Below are 15,330 nucleotides of genomic sequence, written 5' to 3'. Positions count from 1 at the left end.
AAATATGCCATCCAATCACCGCGACAGTAGGAAGTACAATTCCTATGAAGTAGAAAAGTCTCTTCTTTTTCTAATTATAGACTTTCTTGAAACTACCTTTTGCAAATCCTTCACCGACTAAAGAATCAGGTGTGACTATTTCTAACAATAAATCAGATTGATCTGTTCTGACACGAATCAGATTTCCATCTCTTTCATAACTTGAAGCAAAGTCAAATCCAAAGATATTATCTTTGATTACAACCGTCGAACTTCCTTTGAAGGTAAAAGACTTATAAAGTCCGTCATTAGAAACATAAGTTCCTTCAAGAACATGTTCTTTTGGTTCTATCAAAATAGTGTTTTCTTTAGAAGGTTTAAAATCTTTGCACGACACAAACCCTACCAATAAAATTAATAATAAAGATTTAGTTTTCATGATTGTTTTTATTTGAGTATAATTTCCGACAGAGAATTCTCCATTCTTCTTCTTGAAAAATTCTTTCTTTACGTTTTTCATCAGTTTCCCCAAGACAAAGAATGATTGGAGCAGTCCAAAATGGAGTTACAAAAATTGATAAAAAGAACCAGCCAATTCCGCTTCTACCTCTTTTTTCTGCCATGTAAGAAGGTATCATACACAATAGAAGATAAGGCACAAACAATAACATAAGAAATCCAGTATCATACATAGTGCTATTTTTATTAGAGTTTAGACTTGACTTATATCGCTTTTAAAGCTATTAATCCTTCTAGTAAAAGAATACTACCACCAATGCTACCTGTAGTTCTCCATACTTTTTTAGCTTTTTGAGGATCCTTTCCTTGAAGCACCTTTTTTATATCTTTGGTCACATTAATAAGTTTGATAGTATATTTCCCATTATAATTAATGTATTGAATAGAGTGGAAACCGTTTTGGGTAATATTACTTTTGCACCACTCCTGTATTTCATTAGGAACGGCTTCATAATACTTAAATTTTCCTTTCCTTTTTTCTACTCCATATATACCTTTTTCTAATGTTTTAGTTTCAATATCCATTTTTTTATTATAAAACACAGAATTTTGGCATTTACTATAATCAGTGCCATTTATTGTGCAATAATGAGTTTGAGAGGAATTCCAATAAAGAGTATTTAATCTTTCATTAATAATATCATCGCCTATACTAACGACATTTGTATTTAGTGAATCTACGTAAATCTTTACGTTTGCAATCGTCTTAATATTTTTCCTTTGTGGTCCTTTCAATATATCCCAATATTCTGATTCTTTTATAAGTTTATTCTCAAAATATTCACGAACGTACTCATCTATCTTTTTTTCATTCACTGTCAGCAATATCTTTTCGACTTCTTCTTTTCGTTTATTTTCAGCTTGCTTTCTTTGTTCTTCTATTTTTAATTGTTCTTTTATTTTTTGATCTCTAATTTCAGCTTGTTCTCTTTTTTCTTGTTCGGTTTTATTCCTTATAGGAAATATTCTTATAAATTTATTTGGTATTTGTGATATATATCCCTCTTTGTCTGTTCTCATATTATTAAAAGCCACACTAAAAGATAAATCATTATTATAAGTTTCTTCATAATTATAACCTTGATTATTAAGGTATATATCCAACTTATTCTTAGATTTAACTAAGCATTTTCCTTTATAGATCAAGCTTTCTTTCTTGCTTACAACTTCAATAGCATCACCAATATAAACATACTGTTCATTATATTCATCATAACCTTTTAAAGATATAAATAAACTAAATCCAGCAGGATCTTCACTGAAAGGAGATAAATCATTGATACCTATAAAAAAATAATCTTTATGTTCATGTTTGGCAATCCTTAGAATATTATTAACTTCTAAAACCATATTATTGGTATATTGGTTGATAACACCATATTTTTCATAAGTATAACTATCTTCTTTTTCCTGCGCATTAATACTATTCAAGGCTATAGCCATGAATAAAGTAAAAAATGCTAAAAACATTTTTCTCATAATAGTATTGTCTGATATATGCCCGCAGATCCCGAACCGGACGGTTCAATAATAAAAAAGATAATAGACTATAATAAAAAAAGCTCTAAGTTTGCAGTTAATAGATAAGAGGTCGGAAATTTATTTTAAAAAAGTCAAGCGAGACGAATAATTACCTCCGCATCTTATCAGGAAAATATCAGTCTTATTATCTTTGTTGTATTAAGATAAAGACTGATAGGCGGGAAGAGGACACCATAAAAGAGAAAGCACTTGAGGCTAGCCCACGTAACGGCCTCTCTCCGCCAAGCTGCAAAGCTCCGATAGAATATCAAGGTTGCGAGCCTATTTAGAGTTTAGAGTTCAAACAGCTTTTACCAGTCTTAGAAAAGTACAGCAAAAATATGAAAAAATTATTTATTGGAATTGATTTTTCAAAGGAGAAACTTGACGCGACGATAATTCTCGCATGTGGAATGAACGAAATAGGCTCCCGTGAGTATGGGTGTTTCCCAAATAACACTACGGGCTACCGCAAGTTATGTAATTGGGTTAAAACAAACGCTTGGAATACAATTGCTGAGGAATGGCTATTCTGTGGAGAAGACACAGGTTCATGTAGTATAGGACTGAGCAAATGGCTTTACGGAAAAGGCTATGACATATGGATTGAGAACGCTTACGCCATAAAACATAGCAGTGGTATCCAGCGTGTGAAAAACGATAAGGCGGACTCAGCAATCATTGCTGAATACGCATGGAGGCAACAGGACAAGGTTGTACCCTTTGAACCATTGAATGAATCCCTTGCGCAACTAAGGGAGATTTTCCTCTATAGGCATAAGCTAGTTGGGCAAAGAGTGGCAATGGAATTACGAAAAGAGGACAAATCACAATCAAACAAGTCAAAAGCAATATCCTTCATCAACCGCAAGAGCAAACACCTTATTGCGGAGATAAACAAAACAATTGCCGAATGCGATAAGGCCATTGATAGCATAATAGAGGCGGATGAGGAACTGAAAGAAAATTATGCTATTATAACCTCAATAAAAGGCGTAGCCAGGCAAAACGCAACCTGTATGTTGGTCTACACAAACAACTTCAAAAAATTCGGATATGACCCAAGAAAGATTGCATGCTATTATGGAGTTGCCCCCTTTGGTAAACAATCCGGAACGAGTGTAAATACACCTGCTCATACAAGCCATTTCGCCAATAAACTTATTAAATCATTATTAGGACAAGCAGCTCATATAGCCAAAATATATAATCCCGAAATTAGAGATTACTATCAAAGACTGATTAGTAAGGGAAAGAAGCCTCAAGTGGCTTTAAATAATGTCAAGAACAAACTCATAAGAATCATAGTGGCATTAGTCAGGAAGAAAGTACCATATGATCAAAATACATACAAATATTATGAAGAACGAGAAGTTATAGAAAGGAAAAAGAACGAGAAGTTAATTTATTGTTAAACGGAATAAGAGATTAGGATATTAGCATAGAATACGCGGGAATCTGTACTTGTTACTCGTCCCGCTTATCAAGGCCTTCGAACTGCCCGCAGTAGTCTGAACGAGCAACGCAGAAGCCCACGCCGATATGTATAAATCCAATATGCCTTTTTGATAAAAAGACACACTAAATATATATAAACATATCCCGTAGACATCTACTGTTGCTTTGTTTTGACTGCTGCTCAAAGTGTTCGAAGTTTTGATAAGCCAAAGACAAAACGTCAAGTAAACGTCTTTCTTTAATATAATCCATTTCCCACACCACCCTTAACCTCACGAATTGAGGTATCGGCGTGAGAAACGCAACAAATATATGCAAAAAAATGTAATTAGAATTATTTCTAAACTATATTTTTTCTTTTTCCAAGAAAAACAGTAGAAAAAGGTAGGGGAACAGTAAAAGGGAATGTAAAGCATATCTCCGATTAGTTTTGTCGGAAAATATGACCTAATCATCAATATAGATGTTGAATTCACCGTTGGGCAACCATGAATCCGTCATTGCCCAATGGTGAATTTGCCATCAGGCAACGGCAGTTTTGTCCTTTATTGTCTGGAATGTCAAAAAATAAGGAAAGCTTGATGAGCTTTCCTTATTCAAAAGAACTAAAATAAAAAATTAAGCAGCAGGATCTGGAGCTTCCCCTCCTGAATTTCCTCCCGATGGGCCACCATTATCGCCACTTTCGGTAATTGTAGTTCCATCTCCAAACAATTCAACACTTGCTCCACCAAGCATTGCCTTAAACTTACTTCCCGGAGTAAATACGATTTTTCTACGAATGATGGTATGTACATTCACATCATCCTCCTTATCCTGACTCTCTGCATTGATTGCTGGACGAAATGAACCAAATTCATCCAGTTTAACCGAAAAGCCCTCTTCTAAAAAAGAGACCATAGTGTCTTGCAGTCCTTTTAGCACCACATCTACCATAGAACGATGAATACCGGTTCGCTGATTGACTTCATCACACAACTTCTTATAATTAAGACTTCCCGCAAGTACATTAGCGGCTACATACTTTTCGACTTTGTTCTCTTTGTCGAAACACAATACAATTTTTTTCTTCTTATACCTAAGACTCATTTTAAAAATAAATATTACATATTAGTACTTGAAAAGAAGCCACACATCTGACTCCGGCGCAAAGATAATGTCTTATATTTGATTTAAAAACAGAAATAGTGTTATCGTTTCAAAAATCTGTATTTCAGTTAATTATATATATAAATATCAATAATTAGTAATAAATAAATTATTATATCATTATATATAAAATTTTCTAATGAAGTGCATGTACGATATTTTATACTTTAAATATAATAATAAAAATATTATATATTAAAAGACGCTGCTATGTTGAATTCGTTTAGGGTGGTTCAATAACTGCCTATCAATGCACTGATTCTTTCCATATTGCATCTTCTTCAAATATTTGGTGTGCAATAGGGAAGTGTATGGACTATTTCAATGAGTCACAAAATTATATTAATAGCGAGTACAAAATAGACCTTTTCTCGTCTTCTTTTTTGTAAAAATATAGATTGGAATGAAAAATAGACTGAAACAACAGATATTTGCACTTTCTCTATTAGCATGGACAGCCGTATGTCCTGCCGATGCACAACAAACACGCTCACTTCGCGATCAATTCTTAAACCCTTCCGATGAAGCAAAACCCTGGACGTTTTGGTATTGGATGTATGGCGCCGTGTCCAAAGAAGGGATTACAGCCGACTTGGAGGCAATGAAACATGCCGGATTGGGAGGTACTTATCTGATGCCGATTAAAGGTATCCACGAAGGCGCCCAATACGATGGCAAAGCGCAGCAGCTAACTCCCGAATGGTGGGAGATGGTGCGTTTCAGCATGGAAGAAGCAGATCGTTTGGGGCTAAAATTGGGAATGCACATCTGTGATGGTTTCGCATTGGCGGGAGGCCCCTGGATTACTCCTGAAGAATCTATGCAGAAAGTGGTTTGGAGCGATACGATTGTAAACGGAGGAAAGCTGATGGCTATTCGCTTGCCACAACCGGAAGCCTATGACAATTATTATGAAGATATTGCATTATTCGCTTTGCCGGTAGAAGACGCAGCAGACGAGATGCAGGCTAAAATTACCTGTGTCAACCTAGCTACGACAGGAAATGTAAAAGCAGCTCAAACAGTGAACATCGATGCGGCAGGAGTGATCCGTTCTTCATATCCCTGCTATATCCAGTATGAATACGGACAACCTTTCACTTGCCGGAACATCGAAATCGTTTTAAATGGTAATAATTATCAGGCACACCGCTTGAAAGTAATGGCTAGTGACGACGGAGTGAATTATCGTTTTGTCAAACAGTTGGTACCTGCCCGTCAGGGATGGCAGAATACGGATAAGAACTCAACTCATAGTATTCCTCCGACTACTGCCCGTTTCTTCCGTTTCTACTGGACTCCTGAAGGGAGCGAACCGGGAAGTGAAGATATGGATGCTGCCAAATGGAAGCCCAATCTGAAAATAAAAAAATTACGCCTGCACCGGGAAGCCCGTCTGAACCAGTGGGAAGGAAAAACCGGACTGGTGTGGCGTGTTGCTCAAGCGACTAAAGAAGAGGAAGTTGGGAAACAAGAATGCTATTCACTTTCACAAGTCATCAATCTGACAGAGCAATATACCGGTCATGCGAATGGAAAAACATTGACCGCCACTCTCCCCAAAGGAAAATGGAAATTACTTCGTATGGGACATACGGCTACCGGGCATACCAATGCGACAGCGGGAGGTGGAAAAGGATTGGAATGTGATAAGTTTAACCCGAAAACGGTACGGAAGCAATTCGATAACTGGTATGCACAGGCATTTACAAAGACTAATCCCGAAATAGCTCGTCGTGTACTGAAATATATGCATGTCGATAGCTGGGAATGTGGCAGCCAAAACTGGAATAAGCGTTTCGCTATTGAATTTCAGAAACGTCGTGGCTACGATTTGATGCCTTATCTACCTCTATTGGCAGGTATTCCGATGGAAAGTGTCGAACAAAGTGAAAAGATTCTGCGAGACGTACGTACTACCATATCAGAACTCGTCGTAGATGTGTTCTATCAGGTATTGGCGGACTGTGCGAAAGAATATGATTGCCAATTCTCGGCAGAATGTGTGGCTCCGACGATGGTAAGCGATGGTCTACTACATTATCAAAAAGTAGATCTTCCGATGGGTGAATTTTGGTTGAACAGTCCCACACATGACAAACCGAATGATATGCTCGACGCTATTAGCGGAGCACATATCTACGGAAAGAATATAATTCAGGCTGAAGGATTCACCGAAGTGCGTGGCACGTGGGATGAATACCCCGGAATGTTGAAAGCCTTGTTGGATCGTAATTACGCATTAGGAATCAACCGCCTTTTCTACCATGTATATGTACATAATCCCTGGTTGGACCGCAAGCCCGGCATGACATTGGATGGCATCGGACTTTTCTTCCAACGGGATCAGACCTGGTGGGATAAAGGCGCAAAAGCCTTTTCCGAATATGCTACCCGTTGCCAGTCGTTGTTGCAATATGGGCATCCGGTAACAGACATCGCAGTCTTTACAGGTGAAGAAGTGCCGAGGCGTTCGATATTACCGGAACGATTGGTTCCCTCTCTGCCAGGAATCTTCGGTGCAGAACGAGTGGAAAGTGAACGCATCCGTCTGGCCAATGAGGGACAGCCTTTACGTGTACGTCCGGTAGGTGTTACCCATTCAGCTAACATGGCTGATCCGGAGAAATGGGTGAATCCGCTTCGTGGATATGCATACGATAGTTTTAATAAAGATGCAATCCTTCGTTTGGCGAAAGCAGAAAACGGACGAATAACGTTGCCGGGTGGAGCAAGTTATAAAGTGTTGGTACTACCTCTTTCGCGTCCTATGAATCCCGAACCAGTATTGTCATCGGAAGTGCAGAAGAAAATCAATGAATTAAAAGAAGCTGGCATTTTGGTACCTTCTTTACCTTATACAGAAGAAGATTTTTCCGTGTATGGCTTGGAACGTGACATGATCGTGCCGGAAGATATTGCCTGGACGCATCGTCGTGGCGAACTTGGTGAGCTCTATTTCGTCGCCAACCAAAAGGACGAAACACGCATGTTTACTGCAAGTATGCGTATCAACGGTAAGAAACCGGAATGTTGGAATCCGGTGACGGGTGAAATGAATGTTCATCCTTCCTATCGTATCAATGGAAACCGGACGGAAGTTACTCTCACATTGGCTCCTAATGAGTCCGTATTCATCGTATATCCTGCGGAGGGAGTAGATGAAGGCTATGGAGAATCCTCTCTCCAACTGCAAAAGGAGAAAAAAGACACCGCCAAAGCCCCTTTAAACATAGCTTTGGAGGCAAAGGAATATACTATAACTTTTGCAGCTAACAAAAAAACGCTCACACGAAAAGAACTTTTCGACTGGAGCCAAGAATCGGACGAACAGATACGTTATTATTCGGGGACAGCGACCTATAAAACCACTTTTCGCTGGAAAAATAAGCCGAATAAAGACCAACAGATTTATCTGAATCTGGGAACAGTTTATAATTTGGCAACTGTTCGTGTGAATGGTATAGATTGTGGCACAATCTGGACAGCTCCTTATCGTGCAGATATTACAGGTGCCTTGAAAAAAGGAATTAATGAGCTTGAAATAGAGGTTACAAATACATGGGCGAATGCACTGGCAGGAGCTGATGAAGGAAAAGCGCCGTTTGATGGCATTTGGACTAATGCAAAATATCGCAGGGCAGAGAAAACGCTGCTTCCGGCAGGATTACTCGGACCTTTGAGTTTTTCTACCACAGAATAAAATAGATTTTTAAGGCACGGATTACGCGGATTACACGGTTTATGAGAATCGTATTACATAAAGTAACAGCGCAATCCATGTAATCCGTGCCCAATTCATTATAATATAGCTAAAGTATGAAAAGTTCAATTATTAAAACAGGTACAATGTTGGCAGGTTTTCTGCTTGCTGCCTGCCTGTCAACACACGCAGAAGTAAAGCTACCGGCTATTTTTTCTGATGGCATGGTGATGCAGCAACAGACCAATGCAAACCTTTGGGGGACGGCGACTCCTTATAAAAAAGTAACAGTGACCACTAGTTGGAATGGAAAACAATATGCAGCAACAGCAGATAAAAATGGGGCATGGAAACTGACAGTAGCTACTCCCGAAGCGGGAGGTCCTTATACTGTGACCTTTGATGATGGAACCAAAAAGACACTGAATAATATTCTGATAGGCGAACTTTGGCTTTGTTCCGGACAAAGTAATATGGAAATGCCGATGAAAGGATTCAAAAACCAACCGGTAGAAAATGCCAATATGGACATTCTTCACAGCAAGAATCCACAAATCCGTCTGTTTACGGTGAAACGTACTTCTACATTCACTCCGCAGAATGACGTTATCGGTTCCTGGAAAGAAGCCAATCCGGTTAGTGTCCGTGATTTCAGTGCAACAGCCTATTATTTCGGGAGACTGGTAAATGAAATATTAGATGTTCCGGTCGGATTAGTTGTAGCAGCCTGGGGTGGTTCCGCCTGTGAAGCATGGATGACGGCAGACTGGCTGAAAGCCTTTCCGGAAGCGAAGATTCCTCAAACGGAAGCCGACATAAAATCCAAAAACCGTACTCCGACCGTGCTTTATAACGGTATGTTGCATCCGTTAATCGGTATGACCATGAAAGGAGTGATTTGGTATCAGGGTGAAGATAACTGGAATCGTGCCCATACGTATGCTGATATGTTTACCCGATTGATTAACGGTTGGCGTGCCGAATGGAAACAGGGAGATTTTCCTTTCTATTATTGCCAGATAGCTCCGTATGATTACGGGATTATTACCGAAAAAGGAAAGGAAGTGATAAATTCGGCATATCTCCGGGAGGCACAGGCAAAAGTAGAACATCGTGTAGCTAACAGCGGTATGGCTGTATTACTGGATGCAGGAATGGAAAAAGGTATTCATCCCGCAAAGAAACAGGTTGCAGGCGAACGCCTGGCTCTTCTGGCTTTAACTAAAACGTATGGAGTGGAAGGTGTGAATGGCGAAAGTCCTTATTATAAAAGCATTGAAATAAAGAACGACACCGTAGTTGTTAGCTTCGAACGTGCCAATATGTGGATTAGTGGCAAAAACTGTTTCGAATCGAAAAACTTTCAGGTAGCCGGCGAAGATAAAGTTTTTTATCCGGCCAAAGCATGGATAGAACGTAGTAAGATGCTGGTGAAAAGCGATAAAGTGCCGCACCCGGTAGCTGTTCGATATTGTTTTGAAAACTATGTGGAAGGAGATGTATATTGCGACGGATTACCTTTAGGATCTTTTCGTTCGGATGATTGGTAATCGTAAATAGACAAGGTAAAATATGAAAAATATATGAAGAGATTTTATCTGATTATAACCATACTGTTTGTTGGCGTGTCGGCTCTTTGGAGTCAGCATGCCAATGTCATTTGGAATACTCCAAGTCGTAATTCTTCTGAATCTATGCCCTGTGGCGGTGGAGATATCGGGATGAATATATGGGTAGAAGACGGTGATGTTATGTTCTATGTGAGCCGTAGCGGCACATTCGACGAAAACAACTGCCAGTTAAAACAAGGGCGTGTACGTCTCCGCCTGTCGCCCAATCCTTTCAAAGACGCTAAAGATTTTCGTCAGGAGTTGAAGTTAAAAGACGGATATGTAGAAATCGCGGCAGGAAACACGCAGATACAATTTTGGGTAGATGTTTTTCATCCGATTATACATGTAGAGGTAACAAATGCACAACCGTTGCAGACTGAAGTCTTTTATGAAAATTGGCGCTATCAGGAACGACCTGTCAGAAAAGGAGAGGGGCAACAGTGTTCCTACAAATGGGCTCCCCCGAAAGGCTCTATGACGGAGGCCGACTTTATTTCTTTAGACAAAATTACTGATTCAACAGGAAAGGCTGAAACAAATAGGACTTCAATAAAGAGGAACCAACTTCTGTTTTATCATCGCAATCCCGAACAGACCGTTTTTGATGTAGTTGTGGCTCAACAAGGGATGAACGAAGTAAAATCTCAAATGATGAATCCTTTGAAAAACTTAACTTTCGGAGGAACTCTTTTCGGTGATAACTTAGAATTTGTCGGTACCACAGATGATGTATATGCCGGAACAGACTACCGTGCCTGGAAATTTCGTTCTTCCAAAGCAGCCCGGAAAGAACATTTCTGCATTGTGTTACATACAGACCAGACAGAAACAATAGAAGAGTGGGAGCAGGGAATACAAACAGCTTTGCATAGAATAGCCCCCAAAGGTAAAGTTTCATCGAAGACTATCATACAGGATAAAAAACAGACACGTTCGTGGTGGAATTCCTTTTGGCAACGCAGTTTTATCGAAGCAGATGGTGAAGCAAAAGAAATAACCAGAAACTACACCCTTTTCCGTTATATGTTGGGATGTAATGCATACGGCAGCGTACCGACTAAATTCAATGGCGGACTCTTCACCTTTGATCCTTGCCATGTTGATGAAAAACAATCCTTCACTCCCGACTACCGGAAATGGGGAGGTGGTACGATGACTGCACAGAATCAACGTTTAGTATACTGGCCGATGCTGAAAAGCGGAGACTTTGATATGATGCCTTCCCAGTTTGATTTCTATAACCGCATGTTGAAAAATGCAGAACTGCGAAGCCGTATATATTGGCAACATGATGGAGCCTGCTTTAGCGAGCAGATCGAAAATTTCGGTTTGCCGAACCCCGCAGAATATGGTTTCAAACGACCGGACTGGTTTGACAAAGGATTGGAATATAATGCCTGGCTGGAATATGAATGGGATACGGTTCTTGAATTCTGCCAAATGATATTGGAAACAAAGAACTATGCAAATGCCGATATTACTCCTTATTTACCTCTGATCGAGAGTTCGCTGACATTCTTCGACGAACATTATCGGCAACTAGCTTCCCGCCGGGGACGGAAAGCGTTGGATGGCAACGGACATCTGATTCTTTTCCCGGGTTCTGCTTGTGAGACATATAAGATGACCAATAACGCAAGCAGCACCATCGCCGCCCTGAAAGTGGTATTAGAAACATACGGAGAGAAAGAGGAGATGCTAAAAGCAATACCTCCGATTCCATTGCGATACATAGAAATAAAAGATACGTTGAATCCGACTATTGCTCCGGTCTTGAAGCAAACAATTTCGCCCGCCGTAAGTTGGGAACGAATTAATAATGTTGAAACGCCACAACTTTATCCAGTGTTTCCATGGCGTATTTATGGAGTAGGAAAGGAGGATCTGGATATAGCCCGTAATACCTACTTTTATGACCCGGATGCCATCAAGTTCCGTTCGCATACCGGATGGAAACAAGATAATATATGGGCTGCCTGTTTAGGCCTGACCGAAGAAGCAAAGAAACTATCTTTAGCCAAATTATCGAATGGACCGCATCGTTTCCCCGCATTTTGGGGACCGGGATATGATTGGACACCCGATCACAACTGGGGAGGTAGCGGCATGATAGGACTTCAGGAAATGCTATTGCAAACCAATGGAGAACAAATACTCCTTTTCCCGGCATGGCCGAAAGAATGGAACGTACATTTCAAACTTCATGCTCCGGGCGAAACAACAGTAGAAGCCACTCTCAAAAACGGAAAAGTGACGGACTTGAAAGTTTTACCGGAAAGTAGAAAAAAGGATATTGTTATAATGATTGAAAAGGAAAAATGATAATTTTGCGGAGTGCCCTGAAAGGGCTTAATTATATAGCGTAGGGCAACGCCCTACGTAAAAACGACAATCTGAATTTGCGCCCTGAAAGGGCATAATTTTGTATACGGTTCCGCCCTTTCAGGGCTTGTGGCTGGTGTGTCTTTTTCGTAGGGCGTTGCCCTACGCTATATAATTAAACCCTTTCAGGGCATCCCAATAAATATATAATTGTAAGGCTTTCAGCCTAACCGATAAATTCTCATTTAACTGCAAAATTCCCATTTTAACCGATAAATTCCCATTTAACGAATGAAATATATAAATAAAGAATTATGAATAAAAGACCATTTATCATCTTATCAGCTTTTCTGTTGCTATTTTCCTTGATAGAAAAAGGGCAGGCTACAGAAACTTACCGTCCCGAGACATCGGTTGCCGGATTCATCCAGCTTCCCGGTAGCGGGCGACAAGTCTATAATTTCAATCCGGGATGGCGCTTTTTCAGAGGCGATGTCCGGGGAGCAGAAGCGGTAAACTTCGATGACCGTTCCTGGAATGTCGTTTCCACCCCTCATACCGTAGAGTTGATGCCGGCCGAAGGAAGTGGATGCCGCAATTATCAAGGACCGGCTTGGTACCGTAAGCACTTTGTCCTCCCCGCCGAAACAAAAGGGAAACGGGTAGTGCTTCATTTTGAAGCAGCTATGGGCAAACAGATTCTTTATCTGAATGGTAAACGCATCCAGGAACATCTGGGAGGTTATCTGCCTTTTACTTTAGACTTGACCGCCAATGGCGTACAAGCCGGAGACTCCTGTCTGCTCGCTGTTTTCACGGACAACAGTGATGACAAATCCTATCCTCCCGGAAAACGTCAATATACATTAGACTTTGCTTATCATGGTGGCATTTACCGTGATGTATGGATGATTGCCAAATCTCCGGTAGCTATTACTGACGCTATTGATTCACAAATCGTTGGCGGTGGAGGTGTCTTCGTTCATTTTGATAAGATCAGTGAAAAGAGTGCGCAGGTATATGTAAACACCGAAGTTCAGAATGACGACGCCCGTTCCGAGTCAGTCACTGTAGAAACGACTTTGACAGATGCGGATGGAAAAGTAATCAAACGCAGTTCAGGAAAACTTTCTTTAAAGCCGGGAGAGAAAAAATCCATCCGTCAACAGATGGAAGTAAAGAATCCTACTCTTTGGTCACCGGACACACCTTATTTATATAGGGTACAATCACGTATTAAAAAAGGAAATAAATCCATTGACGGAGGCATTACCCGTGTCGGTATTCGTCTGGCAGAATTCCGTGGTAAAGACGGATTCTGGCTGAATGGCAAACCTTTCGGACAACTGGTAGGAGCCAATCGCCATCAGGATTTTGCATACGTAGGCAATGCTTTGCCGAACTCACAGCAATGGCGTGACGCCAAACGTCTGCGTGATGCCGGATGTACCATTATTAGGGTAGCCCATTATCCGCAAGATCCTGCCTTTATGGATGCCTGTGACGAGCTCGGCCTGTTCGTGATTGTCGCTACTCCGGGATGGCAGTACTGGAACAAAGATCCGAAATTCGGGGAGTTGGTTCATCAGAATACCCGCGAAATGATTCGTCGTGACCGTAATCACCCTTCCGTACTGATGTGGGAACCCATCTTGAATGAAACCCGCTATCCGCTCGATTTTGCCTTGAAGGCTCTTGAGATTACCAAAGAAGAATATCCCTATCCGGGACGTCCGGTAGCTGCTGCCGATGTCCATTCTGCCGGAGTGAAAGAGCATTATGACGTTGTTTATGGCTGGCCGGGTGATGATGAAAAGGAAGACAAGCCGGAGCAATGTATCTTTACCCGTGAATTCGGGGAGAATGTAGACGACTGGTATGCTCACAACAATAATAACCGTGCCAGCCGCAGTTGGGGAGAACGCCCGTTACTGGTACAGGCTATGTCCTTGGCAAAGAGCTATGACGAGATGTACCGCACAACCGGTTTGTTTATCGGTGGTGCCCAATGGCATCCGTTCGACCATCAGCGTGGCTACCATCCGGACCCTTATTGGGGCGGTATTTATGATGCTTTCCGTCAGAAAAAATATGCGTATGAAGTATTTCGCAGCCAGTCGCCGGCCAGTCTCCAACACCCATTGGCAGAATGTGGCCCGATGATATTCATTGCTCATGAAATGTCACAGTTCTCCGATAAGGACGTAGTTGTATTCACAAACTGTGATTCAGTCCGCCTTTCTATTTATGATGGAACGAAAACCTGGACGAAACCGGTGGTTCATGCCAAAGGGCACATGCCGAATGCTCCCGTTATATTCGAGAATGTCTGGGACTTTTGGGAAGCACGCGGATATAGCTATACTCAAAAGAACTGGCAAAAAGTGAACATGGTTGCCGAAGGAATCATCGGCGGAAAAGTGGTATGCACTCAAAAGAAAATGCCTTCCCGACGTTCCACCAAACTACGTCTTTATATAGATACTCAAAAAGTGAACCTGATAGCTGATGGCTCCGACTTTATCGTCGTAGTTGCTGAAGTAACCGATGATAGTGGAAATGTGCGCCGTCTGGCGAAAGAGAATATCGTTTTCACGGTAGAAGGTGAAGGAGAAATCATCGGAGATGCTACTATTGGCGCTAATCCCCGTACGGTGGAGTTCGGCTCCGCTCCGGTGTTGATTCGTTCTACCCGGAAAGCCGGAAAAATAAAGGTGAAAGCCCGCGTACAGTTTGAGGGCACTCAAGCTCCGACAGCTACTGAAATTGAACTGGAAAGCGTTCCTGCAGAACTTCCTTTCTGCTATGAGGAACAGACTTATGAAATACAAAGGACAACACCGTCCACTCTCAATGCAAACCCGGGCAAAGAATCATCTGAAGGAAAAGTGCAACTGACAGAAGAAGAACGCCAACGGGTGTTGGATGAAGTAGAACGTCAACAGACTGAATTTGGAACTGAAAAATAGTACGATAAAGTGATTAGCAGGTTAGTGATTAGCGGGGTGACCTGCCAACTTGTTTTTTATATGTTACTAAAGCACTATTCAAAAAAAAAGACTATCT

General features: G+C 41.0%; 9 protein-coding genes. 5 read left to right on the top strand and 4 right to left on the bottom strand.

Annotation, left to right across the window (positions count from 1 at the left end; all coding sequences use genetic code 11):
• Nucleotides 1-70 precede the first annotated feature (70 nt).
• The 3 genes from HMPREF9009_RS17545 to HMPREF9009_RS17540 form a co-directional block, all read right to left on the bottom strand.
• The gene (locus HMPREF9009_RS17545; protein WP_157446487.1) at nucleotides 71-418 is read right to left on the bottom strand and encodes a hypothetical protein; all 348 of its coding nucleotides are present in this window, start codon (nucleotides 416-418) and stop codon (nucleotides 71-73) included.
• Nucleotides 408-602 (bottom strand): hypothetical protein, encoded by a 195-nt coding sequence (locus HMPREF9009_RS25840; protein ID WP_157446486.1) that lies wholly within the window; start codon nucleotides 600-602, stop codon nucleotides 408-410. The genes HMPREF9009_RS17545 and HMPREF9009_RS25840 overlap by 11 nt, the downstream gene beginning before the upstream one ends.
• Nucleotides 603-702: 100 nt before the next feature.
• Complete coding sequence (locus tag HMPREF9009_RS17540) at nucleotides 703-1,977, bottom strand: hypothetical protein (protein WP_198154757.1); 1,275 nt, start codon at nucleotides 1,975-1,977, stop codon at nucleotides 703-705.
• A 383-nt stretch (nucleotides 1,978-2,360) separates the two neighbouring features.
• On the opposite strand from HMPREF9009_RS17540, the gene HMPREF9009_RS17535 reads away from it, so the two are divergent.
• A complete protein-coding gene (locus HMPREF9009_RS17535; RefSeq protein WP_008645115.1) occupies nucleotides 2,361-3,434 on the top strand; it encodes an IS110 family RNA-guided transposase in 1,074 nt (357 codons plus the stop codon).
• A 661-nt stretch (nucleotides 3,435-4,095) separates the two neighbouring features.
• On the opposite strand, the gene HMPREF9009_RS17530 is transcribed toward HMPREF9009_RS17535, so the two are convergent.
• Complete coding sequence (locus HMPREF9009_RS17530) at nucleotides 4,096-4,566, bottom strand: HU family DNA-binding protein (RefSeq protein WP_049702856.1); 471 nt, start codon at nucleotides 4,564-4,566, stop codon at nucleotides 4,096-4,098.
• Nucleotides 4,567-5,029: 463 nt separating this feature from the next.
• On the opposite strand from HMPREF9009_RS17530, the gene HMPREF9009_RS17525 reads away from it, so the two are divergent.
• The 4 genes from HMPREF9009_RS17525 (at nucleotide 5,030) to HMPREF9009_RS17510 (ending at nucleotide 15,233) form a co-directional block, all read left to right on the top strand.
• Complete coding sequence (locus HMPREF9009_RS17525) at nucleotides 5,030-8,329, top strand: glycosyl hydrolase (RefSeq protein ID WP_049702855.1); 3,300 nt, start codon at nucleotides 5,030-5,032, stop codon at nucleotides 8,327-8,329.
• Between the two features lie 116 nt (nucleotides 8,330-8,445).
• Nucleotides 8,446-9,879, top strand: a complete 1,434-nt coding sequence (locus HMPREF9009_RS17520) for a sialate O-acetylesterase (RefSeq protein ID WP_049702854.1) — start codon at nucleotides 8,446-8,448, stop codon at nucleotides 9,877-9,879.
• Between the two features lie 33 nt (nucleotides 9,880-9,912).
• On the top strand, nucleotides 9,913-12,264 hold the full coding sequence (locus HMPREF9009_RS17515; RefSeq protein ID WP_049702853.1) for a DUF5703 domain-containing protein: 2,352 nt from the start codon (nucleotides 9,913-9,915) through the stop codon (nucleotides 12,262-12,264).
• Nucleotides 12,265-12,578: 314 nt separating this feature from the next.
• On the top strand, nucleotides 12,579-15,233 hold the full coding sequence (locus HMPREF9009_RS17510) for a glycoside hydrolase family 2 protein (protein ID WP_049702852.1): 2,655 nt from the start codon (nucleotides 12,579-12,581) through the stop codon (nucleotides 15,231-15,233).
• Nucleotides 15,234-15,330 lie beyond the last annotated feature (97 nt).

The sequence above is a fragment of the Bacteroides sp. 3_1_13 genome (genome assembly GCF_001185845.1).
In the GTDB taxonomy this organism is placed as follows: Bacteria; Bacteroidota; Bacteroidia; order Bacteroidales; family Bacteroidaceae; genus Bacteroides; species Bacteroides xylanisolvens.
Note: the sequence above shows the minus strand (reverse complement) of the source record. Positions and strands in the feature narration are given on the sequence as shown.